General features: G+C 54.5%; 9 protein-coding genes and 9 pseudogenes. 12 read left to right on the top strand and 6 right to left on the bottom strand.

Annotated features, from left to right (window positions below; all coding sequences use genetic code 11):
* Window positions 1-18 precede the first annotated feature (18 nt).
* Window positions 19-1065, top strand: a complete 1047-nt coding sequence (locus PSH65_RS20825; RefSeq protein ID WP_305422146.1) for a transglycosylase SLT domain-containing protein — start codon at window positions 19-21, stop codon at window positions 1063-1065.
* Window positions 1066-1115: 50 nt separating this feature from the next.
* Complete coding sequence (locus PSH65_RS20820; protein WP_305422145.1) at window positions 1116-2186, top strand: heparin lyase I family protein; 1071 nt, start codon at window positions 1116-1118, stop codon at window positions 2184-2186.
* 606 nt (window positions 2187-2792) lie between these two features.
* Here PSH65_RS20820 and PSH65_RS20815 read toward each other — a convergent pair.
* Window positions 2793-3008: pseudogene (locus tag PSH65_RS20815) on the bottom strand (recombinase family protein); the annotation flags it as partial.
* A 112-nt stretch (window positions 3009-3120) separates the two neighbouring features.
* Between PSH65_RS20815 and PSH65_RS20810 the strand changes: the two are divergent.
* Together PSH65_RS20810 and PSH65_RS20805 are read left to right on the top strand one after the other, a co-directional pair.
* Window positions 3121-3951, top strand: coding sequence for a hypothetical protein (locus tag PSH65_RS20810; RefSeq protein ID WP_305422144.1), 831 nt, complete (start codon window positions 3121-3123; stop codon window positions 3949-3951).
* 324 nt (window positions 3952-4275) lie between these two features.
* Window positions 4276-5259: pseudogene (locus tag PSH65_RS20805) on the top strand (IS30 family transposase).
* On the opposite strand, the gene PSH65_RS20800 reads toward PSH65_RS20805, so the two are convergent.
* Together PSH65_RS20800 and PSH65_RS20795 are read right to left on the bottom strand one after the other, a co-directional pair.
* On the bottom strand, window positions 5249-6211 hold the full coding sequence (locus PSH65_RS20800; RefSeq protein WP_305422142.1) for an IS30 family transposase: 963 nt from the start codon (window positions 6209-6211) through the stop codon (window positions 5249-5251). The pseudogene PSH65_RS20805 and the gene PSH65_RS20800 overlap by 11 nt on opposite strands.
* A 224-nt stretch (window positions 6212-6435) precedes the next feature.
* Window positions 6436-7119, bottom strand: coding sequence for a nitroreductase (locus PSH65_RS20795; RefSeq protein ID WP_305422141.1), 684 nt, complete (start codon window positions 7117-7119; stop codon window positions 6436-6438).
* A gap of 230 nt (window positions 7120-7349) precedes the next feature.
* On the opposite strand from PSH65_RS20795, the pseudogene PSH65_RS20790 reads away from it, so the two are divergent.
* Window positions 7350-8247 (top strand): annotated as a pseudogene (locus PSH65_RS20790) (IS630 family transposase); the annotation flags it as partial.
* A 203-nt stretch (window positions 8248-8450) separates the two neighbouring features.
* Here the strand turns inward: PSH65_RS20790 and PSH65_RS20780 are convergent.
* Window positions 8451-8895, bottom strand: a pseudogene (locus PSH65_RS20780) (IS21 family transposase); the annotation flags it as partial.
* A 64-nt stretch (window positions 8896-8959) separates the two neighbouring features.
* Between PSH65_RS20780 and PSH65_RS20775 the strand changes: the two are divergent.
* Both PSH65_RS20775 and PSH65_RS20770 read left to right on the top strand, forming a co-directional pair.
* Window positions 8960-10217: pseudogene (locus PSH65_RS20775) on the top strand (IS256 family transposase).
* Window positions 10218-10378: 161 nt separating this feature from the next.
* On the top strand, window positions 10379-11197 hold the full coding sequence (locus PSH65_RS20770; RefSeq protein WP_305422139.1) for a hypothetical protein: 819 nt from the start codon (window positions 10379-10381) through the stop codon (window positions 11195-11197).
* A 48-nt stretch (window positions 11198-11245) separates the two neighbouring features.
* Here the strand turns inward: PSH65_RS20770 and PSH65_RS20765 are convergent.
* A pseudogene (locus PSH65_RS20765) lies at window positions 11246-12734 on the bottom strand (IS3 family transposase).
* A 2-nt stretch (window positions 12735-12736) separates the two neighbouring features.
* Between PSH65_RS20765 and PSH65_RS20760 the strand changes: the two are divergent.
* From PSH65_RS20760 to PSH65_RS20745, 5 genes and pseudogenes are all read left to right on the top strand, one after another.
* Window positions 12737-13550: pseudogene (locus PSH65_RS20760) on the top strand (IS3 family transposase); the annotation flags it as partial.
* An 883-nt stretch (window positions 13551-14433) separates the two neighbouring features.
* Entirely contained in the window at window positions 14434-15132 is a 699-nt protein-coding gene (locus PSH65_RS20755) for an alpha/beta hydrolase (RefSeq protein WP_305422138.1), read from the top strand.
* A gap of 51 nt (window positions 15133-15183) precedes the next feature.
* On the top strand, window positions 15184-15888 hold the full coding sequence (locus PSH65_RS31900) for a papain-like cysteine protease family protein (RefSeq protein WP_370694658.1): 705 nt from the start codon (window positions 15184-15186) through the stop codon (window positions 15886-15888).
* Between the two features lie 6 nt (window positions 15889-15894).
* Window positions 15895-16773, top strand: a pseudogene (locus PSH65_RS20750) (IS5 family transposase); the annotation flags it as partial.
* Window positions 16774-17035: 262 nt separating this feature from the next.
* Entirely contained in the window at window positions 17036-18064 is a 1029-nt protein-coding gene (locus PSH65_RS20745) for an IS110 family transposase (RefSeq protein WP_305422136.1), read from the top strand.
* A 391-nt stretch (window positions 18065-18455) separates the two neighbouring features.
* Here PSH65_RS20745 and PSH65_RS20740 read toward each other — a convergent pair.
* Window positions 18456-18866 (bottom strand): annotated as a pseudogene (locus PSH65_RS20740) (transposase); the annotation flags it as partial.
* Window positions 18867-18884 lie beyond the last annotated feature (18 nt).

The raw sequence follows: 18884 nt of genomic DNA, 5'->3' as shown, positions 1-18884 counted from the left end.
TCATACAGGAGCAATACTATGAGCTCATCCCTTAGCCCCGTTAAGGTGCCTGATGTCGTTAGAGATTACCATCTGAAAGAAGCGTTTGGCCCTGACCCGACGCCCGATGCGGTTAGAAATTACCATCTGAAACAAGCGGGCGGCCTCAATGCGCTGCCCGCTGCCGTTGGAAATCACCAGCAGAATCGTTCGATTTGCCATTATCACACTGCCGCTTGCGGTGGAGAGAAGTCGGTCAGCTTCAGCCAGGCGCTCGATACCCGTGAGGGGGGCAGATTGAATCGTCCGACTTGTCCTCATCCCCCTGCCGATGGTGGCGAAACGCAGCATGGTTCGCCGAAACCTGATGCTTTGAACCAGTTGGTAGAACTCATCCGGCGCGCTATTGGTCAATGGTTGGAAGGTTTACTGAACCCCGGAGCGCAAAACGCGACGAACCCACCCCAATCATCTCCCTCGGCCACAAACTCACTGGCACCACCACCAGGTTCTTTGAAAGTCCTGGGAGCGCGAGGCGAGGGCTCTAATTCCGGTCAGTCACGTCAAGCGAACGCAGTAGGAGCCTCCGCCGGTGAGGTGCATGCAAGCGACAGCGGTCAGCTGCATTTGCCTGAACAATTGAAACCCTACCGAGACGACATCCTTCACGCGGCCAGTGTGACCGGTATGCCGCCAAGCATCATTGCGGGCCAGATCTGGGCCGAGTCTCGGGGTAATCTTGCCAGTGCAAGCACCAACGTCAACGGCAAAACCGACTCAGGTCTCATGCAGGTCAATGCTGCTACCTTCGCGGGTCTGAAAAAAGCCAATCCGGAATTGTTGGGCGGTGCAGACCTTGCCAAGCCTCGTGACAACATCCTGGCTGGTGCGATTTATTTGCGTGATGGAAACAGGGCCTTTGACGGCAACATGGGGGCGGCACTCCGAGCCTATAACTCGGGCCCGGACAAGGTCAATGTGCACAATCTTGCCGATACCGGCGGCGTCGGGGGGGCGAGTTATCCGGCAGATGTGTTGAAGTTCGCTCAAATGATCTCCAGCGGCCAAGGCCAATTGCCAGCCTGAGCATCAAACTGTGACCCAGGCCAGGTGTTTGATTCACGACAGGAAACGATATGAACTCGATTGATCCAGTGCGCATGCATGCCGATAATCTTCCCCTCCATCCCCCGTTGTGTTCGGCGCAGGCGGATATGCGCCTTCGACAGCCTTGGGGTGGTGCGGCTCAGGGCGCCGATTCACCTGTTTCGTTTATACGCAATCCAAGGGCATCGCACGTCGACTTCTCAGGGCGGAGCAATGATCCGCATGCGCACACATGCTGTCCGGGTGGCAAAGCCCAGTCGGAGCCGTTGGCCCAGTTCATTGCTCTTATCGTCGATTTTATCAAGCGTCTTCAAGCTATTATGAGCGACGCAGGTACGTCGCAGACGGATAGCTTTGGCGAAACGGGTCGCCGCCAGGCCAGTTGTAACGAGCGCGCGCCTACTCAAGACCCGACGCAGGAAAGTGTTCGTCCGGGCACAAATAGGACGGGGGGAGGGGGAAATGTTCCCTCTGCTTCACCTGTACTGGGCCACCAGCTTAGTGTGCAGAAGTCGCCACAGGATGTGATTGCCATGGCTAACGATCCGGAGCGTGGCGAGGTGATAAAGGTGGGTTTCAACAAAGGTCATTACACTCAAAATTCCACCAGTCCCCGGGCTGAAATCAAGAGTGAAACCCTATTGCAAGAAGGGCAGCCCTACCGCTTTACTTTTGGCATGAAGCGTGAGGCAGACAACGACGGCACTTTCTTTCAGGTGCTGGACCACAACAACGCCAAGCCCAGCCCGCGTGCTTGGATGGCCACCAAGGATGGCCAGTATCAGTTGCACCTTAAAACCAGCGACGCCAGCAATGCACCCTCTAAAGTGTTCAACATTGGTCAGCCTGGAGACGCCTCCAAAGACGTGGGCAAGTGGACGGATTTTCAAATTGATTTCAAGCGCGACATCGACGACGGTTCGATCAGTGTGACGAAGAATGGACAGGACATTTTTGATAAATCCGGAATCTCGACCATGTTTGATACCCGAAGTGACAACGCGTATGCCAAATTCGGACAATACCGCAATGAAGGCGATCGGACGCCTGCCGTCAGCTATTTCTCGGGGTTCAATATTGCCTCTCCATTACGCCAATGACCGAAGAGTTGTAATCAGTTCATTTGCCGGGTACGAATCCATTCTGGGCACTGTCCAGCAGCTGAGGGGTAAGTAGTAATACCGGCATTCATATGACTACTGGCCAGTTCCGCAATTTCTCCCAGAAGTTTTTATGGGTGGAGCAGTCGGTGTGCGCTTCGGCAACCTCCGAAGTCACGCGACACAAACTCGAAAACACTTCGGATGAGCCGATCAAGGCGGAGCTGCACCATTGCGTTGGCTCTTTCAAAGCTCTAGCACTCGGCCATGAACCAATCCTCGGCCCCCCCCCCCCTGGGCGTTATAGGCTTGGCATTTATATGTAATGGAAGGAACTTGCAACGGATGGAACTTAATATTTCCCATAATCAACAGCCTCTCGCCCCTATAGCGCCAAGCACAACACCAACCCCTATTTTACCCCCAGCGGCCGCAACAGACTTGATTCCAATAGTTCCTACTGGCACGAACAGGGCAACGATCAGTTCGGAGCTTCCCTCAGATAAGACGACGTTTGCCCACCCGGCGCTTGGTTCATTGAGCAGATCAACAAAAATCGGTATCGCCGACCTTCCTGTAGAGTTGGTTCAGCAAATTAACCGGCGGGTAAGCGCCGCGTTGCTTGGCCAGGGCAATGCCCTCGCGCTGCCGCTCGCGAATGAGGACTTGCTCGAACTCGGCGAAGGCCCCCATGACCGACAACATCAGGTTGGCTATAGGCGAGTCGTCACCGGTGAACACAAGGCCTTCCTTCATGAAGTCAATATCGGCTCCGCGAGCTGGGAGAAATACAAGGAGCGTGATGTAACTCGCCGCGAGCATGCCCAGGGTTGGCGGTCGGTAACGCAGCTAAAATTTTATTACACAAACTGTAGATGGAACTTACACTTTCCAAATACCACAAATAATTATTTCACTCGCACGAGTCAATCCAATGAAGATTAATACATCCTCGTCTGTAGCCCTGATGGCCGTTGTTCAAGAGTCCCAAGCAAAGAAATTACCGGATAGTGATCGCCCTGCAAGCCCTGTAAGTAATGTAGATAAATTTGAAAATGCAGTATTCAAGCCAGGGAAAAGCGTTCCCGAGAATTTTGAGGTGGTCAGTCACCTCTCAAAGTACGACCATGTCCAGAAAGTCGTGCGTCAGCGTAGCCCCGAGAATCATTCAGTATTCCAAGTCACGGATCCTGACACAGGTGTGTCTTGGCCTTTTGAAGAAGACTTTTTGGCGGAAAATGATTTCTCCACGGGCAAACCTCAATTTGTTGCAGGGCGTGAGGTATGGATGAGGGCAGCAGATACGGGGTTACAAGGAGGGGCTGAAATCTCAAACGCTCAAGATCTTCAATCTTATATCTGCGAAAATGATCAGATAACGACAATGATAGATTCGCCTCGCGGAAAATGTCATGACTGCGCTGTAATAGTCCAAAATTTGCTCGACGAGAAAAATATTAAGCACTTCACCAGAGCCATGTATATCTGGAAAAGCCAGAGTGATAATTGCCCTGCAACTCATTATGTGGTAGTTGCTAAGTTAGATAAGAACGTAGCCATTGATCCTACGGGATCTCAATTTGCAGGTGTAGACGCCGCTATCGAGAACTTGGATACATGGGCCGAGGATTTTAGGTCCGCATTCGGACAATCTACCATCATAAAGTTCAATGATTATGCTACATTGGCCGACAGCCGCGGAGCTGTTAACGTGTATTTCGAGGGGAAGCCAAATTCTTTTTCTGGTAAAACTATGCAAAATTAAATATTTCTTTCGTTCACCTAATTCAGAGTTCTGACTTCACCGCGTTGACAAAAATCATATCTTAGCTTTGAGCAGCAACGTTACAGGGCCAGCAGCCTCGAACCTCTGATCTCCACTCGGTTATGGAACAAGCAAAACCTCAGCGTACGATTTTTTCCGAATTCTGCTGGCTCCCCCAATTAAGACTGTAGATAATGGCAATCTCGAGGACATGCGGTGGATCTACCACCGCAAGTACCTCGCGGGGCAGGGCTGCGTAGAAATAGGCTGGCGGCGGCAAAATCTGAGTGCAACACCTGACCTTTCCGGTACGGTGCAGCCCCTATGTCTTATTCCGAACTCAGCGTTGAAGAGCGCGCCACCATTCAAATCGGTCATGCCCAAGGCTTCAGCCTGCGTAGGATTGCCTGCTTGATCACCCGATCCCCTTCGACCATCAGCCGGGAGCTGCGCCGCAATCGAGATGCCTGCGGCGGCTACTCGGCCCGTGTGGCCCAGCAGCAGATGCAGGCCCGCCGCCAGGTTTGTCGACCGATGCGAAAGCTGTTGCCGGGTAGCGAGCGCTTCAAGTTGGTGGCTCATATGCTGCGTGAGCGTTTGTCTCCCGAGCAGATTGCCGGCAAGCTGCGCAGCATGAACATTCCCAGCCTCAGAGATGCCTACGTCTGTCGCGAGACGATCTATAACGATCTATGCCTTGCCGGTCGGCGAGCTGCGTAAGGAGCTGATCATCTGTCTGCGCCAAAGCAAGACAACACGCAGGCCGCGCTCTGGTGGCGTGGATCGGCGCGGCCAGATTCCCGAGATGGTCAGCATCCATGTGCGTCCGCCGGAGATTGAAGACCGTCTGATGCCGGGGCATTGGGACGGCGACCTGATCAAGGGTAAGGCCAACGCCTCGTCCGTAGGCACGTTGGTGGAGCGCACCAGTGGCTACCTGATGCTGGTAAGATGAATGATGCGACGGCAACCTCGGCGATGGAGGGCTTCAGTGCAGCGCTCAATGGCATGCCGCTGGCAATGCGCAAGAGCATGACCTACGACCAGGGCCGGGAGATGGCGCGACACGCCGAGATCACCCAGAAAACCGGCATCGCGATTTACTTCTGCGACCCGCACAGCCCCTGGCAGCGCGGCAGTAACGAAAACATCAATGGCCTGATCCGCCAGTACCTGCCCAAGGGCACGGACTTGTCGGGACACAGCCAGGAAGAACTGGATGCCATTGCCTTGCAACTGAATATGCGCCCCCGTAAACGCTTCGATTTCAAATGTCCGATCGAAATGATGCCTGAATTCAACACATAAGTGCAACGCTCACCCCTGCATACACTTCGTACGGTGTCTTCCAGCCCAAGCGTTTGCGCGGGCGTAAATTGATCTGCGCGACCACCCGGTTTACGGCGGCAACGGTCAGCTTGCTGAAGTCGCTACCCTTGGGAAAATACTGGCGGAGCAAACCGTTGGTATTTTCATTCGTGCCGCGCTGGCAGGATGAATACGGATCGGCAAAATACACCTGGCAACGGCTCTTGCGCGCGATGTGCTCATGACCGGCAAACTCCTTGCCGTTGTCCAACGTCAGTGTGTGCACCACATGCCCTTTGAACTGTAAGTTGATCGCCCGGGAGACTTGACGGCGAGTTCGGCGCTTGACCGGGTAAGCGCTAAGATAACCGCTTTTACGCTCAACCAGGGTGACCAGATTACCGCCCACACCATGCACCGTGTCTCCTTCCCAATCCCCCAGCCGCTCTCGGGTTTCGACCTTCTCAGGGCGCTCGGTGATAGACACCCAATTTCGCAACAGCCCCCGCCGATCGTGGCTTCCATAGCGTTTACGGTAGCGCTTTCGACGGTGGCGAAGATGCGTATAAAGCTCGCCGCCACCTCGTTGGTCGCTGGCAATAAACCGATAAATCCACTCGTGACTGACCGTCTGATCCGGCCTCTCTTGCTTCAACCGATGAGCAATCTGTTCCGGGCTCATCCCATGCTTGAGCCATATCGCCAGGTGATGGCTCAGCCAGGTAAGCGGCTTGCAAAACTTACGCGCTCCGGCTCGCCGAGCATCACTTTCATGGGTCGCACAAACCGCCATGTAAATCTTTTTAGGGCTGTTACGGCGAACCTCACGGCTGATCGTCGAAGGATGCACGCCCACCTGTTTAGCGATGCTGGCTTGGCTCTCTTTGGCCCTCAGGCCAGCCTCAATCTGGTAACGTTGGCCCTGAGTTAGCTGCCGGTAAGGCGTGGTCATCTGCGCTTGAATCCTTTGGTGTGAGAGCCTGGATTCTACCGGTGGCTGGCTCTCTGCCTCTCGTTTCAAGCGTTGCAGTTATTCTATGAATTCAGGATGAGTAAGGTGATGCAAAAGGCCATGGCTATGCGGCACGATGCGCCCACTTCAATCCAATAACCGTGTTGCACTTAGCTCCTGCAACCGCCTTCACTTTAATAAGAGAATGGGCCAAAAAAAACTGACTATTGATCAAAGCCAATAAAATGAGTGAAGTCATGCGTGGACTCGCGTGGCATACGCATCTGGTTCAGCGGAGAGCTTTCATCTGCGTAACCCAATGACATGGCACAGACAATTTCCTGATCGTTTTCAAGTTTCAGGAAATCAGCAATAACCGTCTGGAATCGAGCGAATGAAACTTGAGGACAGGTGGCCAGTCCTCGAGACTGCGCAGCGAGCATCAGAGTCTGGAGGAACATACCGTAATCCATCCAACTGTATTTTTTAAGGTTCATCTCAACAGTAAAAATCAGACCTACGGGCGCCCCGAAGAACTCAAAATTTCGACTAGTCACCTTAGAGCGGGCGTTAACGTCACACTTATCCACATTCTGGACGCCATAAAACAGCGCCCCAAACTGCTCTTGACGTGTGCGATACTTCTGCGAAAGGTTGTCAGGGAGATGTACGAGAGGTTTTGTAAGAGGGTCAATATGGGCAACTCCCAACAATGCACTGAGATCCCGCTTGGCCCTCCCCGTAATTATGTGTACTGTCCACGGTTGTGTGTTTGAGTTGCTCGGAGCCAAACGCGCCACATCAATTATGTTGGTAATTAACTCCCGAGGTACTGGCTTCGTTAGAAAAGCCCGAATCGCTTTGCGCGACTCCACTAGCGAATCGAAATCATCTGTAAATAAACTCATGCCACCCCCATAACGTCGCGATCTTGTAATTTGTTTTCAGAGTGTTGCACGGCGTCCAGGTAAAACCCAGTGAACGCTCTTCAAGAACGTAATGCAGCAGGTGCATGACCGGTTCAATGGAAAGCGCAACTACAGTACGCGCAAGCCTAGTATTCTGAGCGGTTAGGTCGATTATCGAAGAACATGTCGATATACAGACCAGACTTCGACCTCACTGAGCAGTAGTGCGCATGGCCAAACCCACCGCCCCATTCGTTTTAACGCCATCTGAACAAGCGACACCACACGGCTGGTCGCGGATGGACTCGCTGCCACAACGTCTCGGGCAGCGGGCCGGAATTCTGCTGTTATTGGCGGATGGATTAACGCCTAAAGACGTCAGCCATCAGCTCCAGGTCTCAGCGCCGGTGGTGTTCAAATGGCGAGAGCGCTACCTGGAGGCGGTCTTGAGGTCTTGAGGTCTTGAGCGACCTGCCTCGAAGTGGCCAGCCTCGCAAACTCAGCACTCAAAAAATGAAGGAGATTCTTACCCTGACCACCCAGCGCGTGCCTCGTGAAGCGACGCATTGGAGTGTGCGCTTGATGGCCAAATATGCCACCGTTAAGGCTTGGCAAGTGCGACAAGTCTGGGCCTCTTCCGACCTTAAACCCCATCGTTTGAAAACGTTCAAGATCAGCAACGATCTGCATTTTGCCGATTAGGTCGTCGATATCGTCGGGCTTTATCTGAACCCGCCGGATAACGCCATCGTGCTGTCGGTTGATGAGAAAACGCAGATCCAGGCACTGGGTCGCACGCAACCGATGTTGCCCCTACGCCCTGGCCAGATCGAGCGACGCACGCATGATTACAAACACCATGGCGCCGCCAGTCTGTATGCCGCTTTTGACATCCTGACCGGCCAGGTTATCGGGCGGATAACCCAACGCCATCGGGCTAAAGAGTTTCTGGCCTTCCTGCGACAGATCGACCGCGCGACGCCCGCAGAGCTTGATCTGCATGTGATTCTGGACAACAGCTCGACGCAAAAAACACCGGCCATCAAGCAATGGCTGGAGAAGCACCCGCGTTTCAAACAGCACTTCACGCCGACCAGTGCTTCGTGGCTAAACGCCGTGGAAGGCTTCGATGTAGCTGTAGTTTTGTGTTGAGCACGAGGTCGGCAGCCTCGCGCTTGAATTCAGAGTAAAGGAACGGCGTTGTTTGGTCATCTGACACCTCGATCTGGCGAGCATTCTCGCCTAAATGGGTGTCCGGTTTCATTAGACCACTACACCATTGCTCTTCCAGCGCAGTGGCCATGCCGCTGAGCCGCAGGTGGTGCAACTGATTAAGCGTGTGTTGCGTCATCATTGAACAGCTCCTTTTGGGTGTAATAGTCAGCACCGCGCACGTTCTCGTGGCGGGCGGGATGTACAGCGGTGGCCTTGGGCAGCAGGTGCTGGTCAAGGCCTTGCTTGAGCAGGTTGCGCACGGTGCGGCTGTTGAGCGCGCGCAGCTGGACGGCGCGATGCCGCCGCTTCAAGGCGCTCGTTGCCGTACTGACGGGTCAGCGAGAGCAGGCCCAGGCAGGAGCGGTAGCCCATCTCCGGATGGGGTTTGTGGGTCAGTTGATGTTCGACGATCTGCCGGACGTGCGGGCCGATCCGTTCGCCCCAGTCGAGCAGGCGCTGGGGTGTCCAGTCGCGATGGGCCTTGTGCGAGGCAGGCATGTGTTCGCTCTGGGTGCTGTAGGCGCCGCGCCGCGGGAGCAACAGGTGGCTGGCCACTCGCCGAGGGTGTAATTAGTTTTGTGTAAACGGTCATTTGGCAGGAGACTGCCTACCCCAAGGAAATCCAATGACCGAGCCAAAACCCAAGCGCGCCAAACGAGTCAAGCCTGATCCTGAACTGGTTAAATTGGCCGATAGCCTGCTGACCAATTACAAAAAGCCCGAGGACCTCATCGGTGAAAACGGCCTGCTCAAACAGCTCACCAAGATGCTGGTCGAGCGGGCCCTTGAAGCCGAAATGACCGAACACCTGGGGCACGACAAAAGCGCAGCGATCACCAACGCTGCCGCCAATGCGCGCAACGGTCACAGCGGTAAAACCCTAAAGGGCGACTTCGGCGAACTGCCGCTGGACATACCTCGCGACCGCCAGTCCTCCTTCGAGCCGCAGCTGGTGGCCAAGCATCAAACCCGCTGGACGGGCTTCGATGACAAAGTTATTTCTCTCTACGCTCGCGGTTTAAGTGTCAGAGAAATTCAGGCGCACTTGCAGGAGATGTACGGCACAGAGGTCTCTCCCAGCCTGATCCCGGCGATTACCGACGCGGTGAGTGACGAGGTCAAGCTCTGGCAGGCCCGACCGCTGGACGCGCTGTACCCGATTCTCTACCTGGACTGCATTCACGTCAAAGTGCGCGATGCCGGCGCCGTGCGCAACAAGGCGGTTTACCTGGCCATCGGCGTCAATATGGCGGGGCACAAGGAAGTGCTGGGCTTGTGGATCGCGCAAACCGAAGGCGCCAAATTCTGGCTGCAAGTGGTAACTGAACTCAAGAATCGGGGCGTGCAGGACATCTTCATTGCCTGCGTGGACGGCCTCAAAGGCTTCCCAGAGGCGATTGAAACGGTTTACCCGAAAGCCGTCGTTCAGCTGTGCATCGTGCACATGGTGCGCAACAGTTTGAACTTCGTATCGTGGGAAACGGCAGAAAGAAGTTGCGGCTGATCTCAAGCTGATTTACACCTCAGCCACCGCCGAGCTGGCTGAGCAACGGCTCTGCGAATTTGAGGCAAAATGGGACGCCGAGTACCAATCAATCAGCCTGTCATGGCGACGAAACTGGGCTCGGGTGATCCCGTTTTTTGACTATCCAGCCGAAATTCGCAAGGTGATCTACACCACCAATGCTATCGAATCGATCAACATGAGCCTGCGAAAAGTGATAAAAACGCGTGCGTCATTTCCGACCGATGAGGCGGTTATGAAGCTGTTTTATCTGGCGCTGAACAACATCAGCAAAAAGTGGACAATGCCGATCCGGGACTGGAAAGCGGCTTTGAATCGCTTCAGTATCCAGTTTGAAGACCGGCTGTTAACGGTTTAATAGAAATCCCGTTTACACAAAATCAGGGACACCCTCGCAAGGTACTGCTTTCGCTGGGGAAATCCGTTGCCGAGGCGTTTGCCGGTGCCGCTGCGCGCCCCCCCAAGGATACCGTAGCTGCAAGGCAAGCTCGCACCGCATTCCTTGCCAGCAGGTCAAGCTTGAGCCGCATCGCTACCGAGGGGTTTAAAAAGGCTCGTACACAGCAGGGTACCACTATGCCTACACCGCCGCCGGGCATGCCTCAGCAACCCGCCTACACCCCAAGTAACAGTGCACCGCCGCCGAATGGTCCGCCGCCCCGAGCCGATAACTTCCCGCGCACGGCGCGCGCGAACGCGTTCCCCAACCTTTCTTTTGCAAGCAATCCGCGGGCGACCGCCGAAGCCTATGGGCGGGCGAAACCGCGCCTGGCAAACCTTGCCCACAGGTTAGAACTCGACTTGCAAGCGCACTTGTCCCCCAGAACTGCTGCTCAAGGCGGTTTTCTAGAGCAGCTGACAGCACTGACCCAGGCCCGAACCGCGACGGCGCAACAATACGACGAAGCGTTCGGCGTGGACTTTCAAAGGCTTTCGAACGACGGCAAAACTACCCAGCAAAAGAACAACTGTTTTTTCATCTCCGCTCGGCAGATATCAGCAATGGCCAGCGGTAAGCGACCCCAAGGGATACCCGATGCGGATGTTATCGAAAGATTCCGTATAGCGAGGGAGGGCGGCGAGGAAGAGCCAGACCAAATGGTGCTGGCGAGCGGCACGCTGGCAAAGCGATTCGTGGACAACCTCAACTTTGGTAAGCCGCCCAATGAGCAAGTGCGTATCCATGTGATTCAGGTGCTGCCTGGGCACGTTCTCGATGAGATACAGGGCTCAAAGCACCCAGATGCCAAAGAAGGGTTCATTCTGGACATGGGCGGCCACTTCGAAGCATTGGCCGTAAAATCACCGTCTCCAAGTCCTTCAACCGTCGAAACTTAGATCGTTGATGTCGGTGTTTTGCAAGGTAGTTGTCGCGTCAGCTGTGTTTTATGCGGCTACTTTCAGTACTGGCAACTCCCTTTCCGGGTTAAGCGTGACAGCCCCGATGGGCTGCCAATTACGCGTCTCACCTGACCAGCGATGTGGGTGTTGATTACGAGCTTGCTGATACAGCACATGGCGCTTGGCCAAGACCTGTTTATCTTCACCGCGATGACGTTAAGCCGGGGTTACGAAGCGGATGCGGCTATGGCGGTGCTGGTGGTTGTACCAGAGGATAAAATCACGTACCCAGATCCGTGCTGCGTCCAAATTTTCAAAGCCGCCAGTCGGCCATTGCGGGCAATATTTCAGGGTTCTAAACAGCGACTCCGAGTAGGGATTATCGTTGCTGACCCGTGGTCGTCCCCGTGAGGGAGTGATGCCCAAGTCGTACAGTTTGCTCAGCAACGTCACCGATTTCATCGGCGCGCCGTTGTCCGAGTGCAGCACCAAGGGCCGCCCCGCAAAGCGTTCGGCAAGTACCGTGCGCTCCATTAGTTCAGCCGCCCGCTCGCCGCTTTCTTGCTCGTAAACCTCCCAGCCCACGGCCTTACGGCTGTAAATGTCCTCAATCAAATACAGGTAGTAATACTTTCCACGCACTGGCGAGGGAAGGTAGGTAATGTCCCAAGACCAAACCTGATTGGCGGTGGCGGCACGGTGAGTCGTCGGCGATGCATGTTTGTGCGGTGCATGGCTGCGGCCACGACGGTGCTGCTGATTAGCCGCTTTGAGGACGCGATAAAAGGTCGACTCTGAGGCAGGTAACGGTCTTGATCGGCCAGTATTGGCACGATCTGGCTGGGTGGCAGGCTGACAAATGGTGGGCTGTTGCAGACCTCTAAAATGGCGCAGCGCTCCTGCTCATTCAGGGCATTGAGTGGTCGTGGGTGTAGCATGGTGGTGCGTATATCGGCCTGCATTACAGGCCTCAGCGCCCAGCGTTGCAGGCTGCGCAGCGACAGCCCTATCTCTGCACTGGCAATCGCTTTACGCGCCCCAGAAGCCACAGCATGGTTAAAACGCTCAACGAGTTGTAGCCGTTCTGGCAACGAGGTCAGACGTCCTCGTTGTCGCTTCCCCAGAAGGCATTCATCTTTTTTCGCAGCACCAGGATCGCAGCGGTTTCTGCCAGCGCCTTATCCTTGCGGCGTAGGTCGCGCTCCAGCTCGGCAATGCGTTTTTTATCGGCACGCGCTTGCTCTCGCTCGAGCTGACGTTGCGCCTGAGCTGACAGCTGGCCAGTGATGCAGGCTTGACGCTAAGCGGCTATTTGCTCTGGGTACAGGCCCTTGCTGCGACAGTATTCGCTGAGCTCGATTTCGCTCAATGTGGCCGTATGCAATACCGCTGCGAACTTGGCTTCAGCCGACCAGCTATCGGCACTGTTTTTATCTCCGGGCACCACGGCGCCTCCTGCTTTGAGCTTGGAGCGCCAAGCATACAGGGTGGCTGGGGAGATGCCTTCTTGACGCGACAACTCGGCCACGGACATGTTTTGTCAGCCTGCCACCCAGCCAGATCGTGCCAATACTGGCCGATCAAGACCGTTACCTGCCTCAGAGTCGACCTTTTATCGCGTCCTCAAAGCGGCTAATCAGCAGCACCGTCGTGGCCGCAGCCATGCACCGCACAAACATGCATCGCCGACGACTCACCGTGCCGCCACCGCCAATCAGGTTTGGTCTTGGGACATTACCTACCTTCCCTCGCCAGTGCGTGGAAAGTATTACTACCTGTATTTGATTGAGGACATTTACAGCCGTAAGGCCGTGGGCTGGGAGGTTTACGAGCAAGAAAGCGGCGAGCGGGCGGCTGAACTAATGGAGCGCACGGTACTTGCCGAACGCTTTGCGGGGCGGCCCTTGGTGCTGCACTCGGACAACGGCGCGCCGATGAAATCGGTGACGTTGCTGAGCAAACTGTACGACTTGGGCATCACTCCCTCACGGGGACGACCACGGGTCAGCAACGATAATCCCTACTCGGAGTCGCTGTTTAGAACCCTGAAATATTGCCCGCAATGGCCGACTGGCGGCTTTGAAAATTTGGACGCAGCACGGATCTGGGTACGTGATTTTATCCTCTGGTACAACCACCAGCACCGCCATAGCCGCATCCGCTTCGTAACCCCGGCTTAACGTCATCGCGGTGAAGATAAACAGGTCTTGGCCAAGCGCCATGTGCTGTATCAGCAAGCTCGTAATCAACACCCACATCGCTGGTCAGGTGAGACGCGTAATTGGCAGCCATCGGGGCTGTCACGCTTAACCCGGAAAGGGAGTTGCCAGTACTGAAAGTAGCCGCATAAAACACAGCTGACGCGACAACTACCTTGCAAAACACCGGTCTGGGCCTGTTCTGAGTGATCGAATCGGCCGCACGAAACGACGTGAATCTCAGTGGGTGGTCAGAAGGGCTTATGAGGTTCCAGAGGCTGGCCAGGCACATGGGCCAGGCAACACGGCTCTAAAGCGGGCAAATGACCACTCGTCATTTGCAGATAGCGTGAGCCCGTCGCATTGCATCGCGATGGGCTCACGCGATCTGCCAATGGCGGGGTGGCGGTTTTGCCACGCAGTGGAATGCCATTTTTTCGGTTTTCAAGCTCCGGAATAAGAGCTCCATGAGAGCGAGTCAATGGAACCGCATTCAAGGTTATGCCACCCATGAAGCGGTACCGCAAGAAACAATGGCGGGCAGTCCATCAGCACATCGTGCCTTCGATGGCACCCGATGACTGGGGCGAACTAACGCATGGAAAGCAAAGCGCACGCCTGAACGAGAAACGCACTCATGTTAAATATTCCTTCTTTCAGCCGGTACATCGGACTACACAGCTCACCACCCGAGGACTCCGGCACTGCTCCTTCTGCGCAGGACCGCGTTGAAAACCAAAACGTTGAACGTCAGGAGCCTAGGCCCAGAAATCAACGCGACGAGGGAAACTTTCGACCTTCGATCGGATTGACAAAGTTCATGCGGAATCAGGTATTGGAAATGAAACTGAAAGAAAATTTATTGAAGATGCTCAACAATCGAAGATTAATCAAGCGATCCACACGAAACAAGTCGAGCCCGTAACAATAAAAGTAAAAGGTGGGAAGTTAGAAGGCTATTTTTATAAAGCCCGTCCTGATGAAAAAACCGGAAAAGTTGCGTTGGTACTTAGCGGGTCGGGTGCACCGTCAGAGATGCATACGCCAGCGATAGCAGATAAATACCAGAAAAACGGGGTTGATGTACTGGCTGTCAACTACCGAGGCTTCGGGAAAAGCGAAGGCACGCCCAGTGAGCAAGGCTTGTACCAAGACGCGGAGGCGATGTTCAAGCACCTGACCCAGACGCTGAAGATTCCGGCAGAAGACGTGATACTACATGGTTACTCGATGGGTGGTCCCATTGCCGCACATCTCGCGTCGAAAGCCCAATCAGACGGCCATAATGTGGCTGGTCTAATCCTGGATCGGCCAATGCCGAGTACGTCAAAAGCAACGCGTGCTCATTATCCGAAAATCGGTGGTATCGCTGGCCACATTGCAAAACAATCAGCAGGTACCTTGAGCGTCGAGAAGAATGTGAGTCCCGAACTGAAAGGCACGAAAATTTTGTTGATGACCGATAAAGAGCGGCTTGGTAAACAAGGTGAGCAACTGCGTGATCGCCTGCTATCGAACGGATTCAATGTAACTGGCACGTCTGTCAATGCTCTGCATGTTGAGAGCGATGTGGTCATGGAGAGTCAATTCGGTGCAATCAAGGATGCCTTCCTACCGATCTTGGCTACACACCCGACTCCTCCAGCGTTACCTCGGGTGCATCGAGACTCACCGGCGATACGCGAACAGGACGAGTTTATTAAAGAGTTCGGTTACCTCAAGGACCATATTTAGGTTGGCTAACCACTGAGTGGTCATGTATGACAACGCCCAAAGGGACTTACCATGAGATTAAACGGATTCATTGGGAAACTGCTCGACTTCCAGGACGCGCCCCCCCCAGCAGCGGTTTTGATTTCACGCCCTTACGGGGTGCCGCAATCAACTCAACCTAACGACTTGGCTGACCGCTATGTTTTTTTGGAGGTTCCGTTTTTTCATCAGCAACACATTAATTTGTGTGGGGACGCGAGTGTCAATATGGTACTTGCGTACCACGGTAGCTGCACAAATGACCTGAGCAAAAATCCCCGAGATGTATTTACCGGTTTAAGCATCACCGGAATCAGGGACCAGTTGAAAGAGAAGGGTCTAATCCCTATCTCTGTCATGCTACCAAAGAGGTTGAGCGTTGAAGGCAAACGAGGCTGGGGAAGCGAAGGTCTTTGTAAAACACTCAACAGGCATGGTCCGATTATATGTTCGGGACGGTTATCGAGTAACGTTGTCGATCACTGCATCGTATTGATCGGCGCATCGGACACCACGGTCGTTTACCACGATCCGTGGTGCGGGGCCCGACGTACAAAAACGCTTGAACAATTTAACGCGTTCCTGGAGTGGGACGACCCTAATGCGATGATCTTCGGAGTGAGGAGAAAGAATGCCTCCCCCGGTTACCGTTGCACGGACGGAACTGGGTCTAAGGAAACTCTGAAAAAGACTTCCAGATTTGGTGAAATACTCACCTCGCACAAACTGAACGGTTGAGCCCCGATGAAACAGATGTACTTCGCCGATGCCGAGTATGCCGGCAAACGTAAGCAGACCCGCCGCGAGCGCTTCCTGATCGAGATGGATCAGGTGGTGCCCTGGAAGGGCTTGGTTGTCTTGATCGAGCCGCATTATCCAAAGGGCGACGGTGGTCGTCCGGCCTATCCATTGATGGCCATGTTGCGGGTTCATTTGATGCAGAACTGGTTCGGTTACAGCGATCCGGCAATGGAAGAAGCGCTTTACGAAACGACGATCCTGCGCCAGTTTTCAGGGTTGCATCTGGATCGAGTTCCTGACGAAACCACGATTCTCAACTTCCGACGGCTGCTGGAAAAGCATGAGTTGGCGGGCGGGATTTTGCAGGTCATCAATGGCTATCTGGGTGATCGTGGTTTGATGCTGCGTCACGGCACGGTTGTCGATGGGACGATCATTCATGCGCCGAGTTCGACCAAGAACAAGGACGGTAAACGCGATCCGGAAATGCATCAAACCAAGAAAGGAAACCAATAATATTTTGGAATGAAAGCGCACATCGGCGTCGATGCCGAGTCGGGCTTAGTCCATAGCCTGGTGGGCACGGCGGCCAATGTGGCGGACGTAATACAGGTCGATCAGTTGCTGCATGGCGAGGAAACTTACGTCTGCGGCGATGCGGGTTACACCGGCGTGGACAAGCGCCCGGAGCATCAGGGTCGCAAGATGATCTGGTCGATTGCCGCCCGCCCAAGCAGCTATAAAAAGCACGCGAAGAAAAGTTTGATCGGTCGCCTGCGACGCAAGATCGAATACGCGAAAGCACAGGTACGGGCCAAGGTTGAGCATCCATTTCGCGTGATCAAGCGCCAGTTCGGCTATACGAAAGTACGCTTTCGTGGCACTCAAACGTCGCAGCCAGCGTAATCGGCTTCAATGGTCACGCTACGGACGCCTTGCTGACCTCTACATACCTAGACCCAGAAATGCACATCCATCCTTACCCTGAGGATCGCTTCGCGTCACACACCCGAGGCAGGAGCCGTATGCGGTAGTTCCGCAGGTACGGATCTATTGGTATGGACGCCCCCACCCACAAACCAGTGACTTCAACGTGCCATAGTAGAAGGGCTTCAGAAACCACAAACCAAGAGGAGCATCCGGCATGAAAATTATGACCGTTGGTATCGACTTGGCGAAAAATGTATTTCAGGTGCACGGTGTTAATGAACATGGCAAGACCGTTCTGCGGAAGCAACTCAAGCGCGACCAGGTTGCCACCTTTTTTGCCATCATGCCGCAGTGCCTGATCGGTATGGAGGCCTGTGGAAGCGCCCACCATTGGGCTCGTAAGCTGCGCAGCTTTGGTCATGATGTGAGGCTGATGGCCCCGCAATTCGTAAAGCCATATGTGAAAACGAACAAAAACGATGTAGCTGATGCTGAGGCTATCTGCGAAGCGGTAGGTCGGTCAAACATGCGTTTTGTGCCGATTAAGGACATTGAGCAACAGGCTGTGCTGTCGCTGCATCGGGTTCGTCAGGGATTCGTGAAGGCTCGGACAGCGCAGGCTAATCAGATCGGTGGGCTGCTAGCCGAATTTGGTCTTGTAATCCCACAGGGCATCGCACATGTCGCCAAGCGTGTGCCGGAGCTTATTGAGGATGAGCACAACGAGTTGCCGAGCTCGTTTCGTCTGCTTTTGCAGCGTCTACTGGAACAGTTGAAGGGGTTCGATCATCAGGTTCATGAGATCGAGAGTCAAATTGTCGCCTGGCATCGCGTGAACGAAAACAGCCGCAAGCTGGCCAAGATTCCAGGCATTGGGCCAATCACGGCCAGTGCGATGGTAGCCTCTCTTGGCGATGCCAAGAGTTTCAAGAATGGCCGACAGGTGAGTGCTTGGCTTGGGCTGGTGCCGAAGCAGAACTCCACTGGTGGTAAGACGGTGCTGTTGGGGATGAGTAAGCGGGGGGACTCCTATCTACGGACGCTACTGATCCAGGGGGCACGGTCGATGATCTACGCTGCACAGCGAAAAGAGATTTCTGACAGCTGGCTTGGCCGGCTACTTAAGCGGCGTAAAGCCAATGTGGCAGCCGTTGCACTGGCTAATAAAAACGCCCGTATTATATGGGCCTTGTTGGCCGGTGACCGCGAGTTCCGCTTCGATTACACGACCGTCGTCGCGTAATCGGAGCGGCTTGAAGACGTCAACTCAACCTGTAGTAGACCAACGCTATTGATTGCTCAGGTGATCATGAATTGATGGCAAAACTGGTAAGACCGTGGCCAAGAAAATCTGACCCGCACAGCGTGCCATGAGCACACAGATCTATTGAGAACTCGGCCAGCGGATTCCATCAGGGACAGCGGTAACGCCGCACCGAAAGTCCGGATGTATGAGTGCAATCTCAACCATCGAGCCGTCACAGATTGAAAGCTTGGCAACCCGGGGGCGTCCATGTATGTGCGGGGGGTGGCAGGTAACTGCCATCCCTACCGCGACCGAAAATCAGACCTTTCTTACCCTTAATTCATGGTTCTTTCCGCTGATCGCGCTGCTTCAGGGCGATCAGCCCGCATTACAGGCGCACCTCGCCCATACCCATCAACCGTTTTCGCACCATCCACAGATTCGACAAGGCGAACAACGTGGTCTGCTGAGCGATGTTTTTTGACAAGCCACGAAAGCGCACTTTCGTATAGCCGAACTGGCGCTTGATCACGCGAAATGGATGCTCAACCTTGGCCCGTACATGTGCTTTCGCGTATTCGATCTTGCGTCGCAGGCGACCGATCAAACTTTTCTTCGCGTGCTTTTTATAGTTGCTTGGGCGGGCGGCAATCGACCAGATCATCTTGCGACCCTGATGCTCCGGGCGCTTGTCCACGCCGGTGTAACCCGCATCGCCGCAGACGTAAGTTTCCTCGCCATGCAGCAACTGATCGACCTGCGTCACGTCCTCCACATTGGCCGCCGTGCCCACCAGGCTAGCTGAGCGCTGGCCCGA

Origin of the sequence: Pseudomonas sp. FP603 (assembly GCF_030687415.1) — a bacterium.
In the GTDB taxonomy this organism is placed as follows: Bacteria; Pseudomonadota; Gammaproteobacteria; order Pseudomonadales; family Pseudomonadaceae; genus Aquipseudomonas; species Aquipseudomonas wuhanensis.
This window is presented reverse-complemented; position numbering and strand designations above follow the sequence as displayed.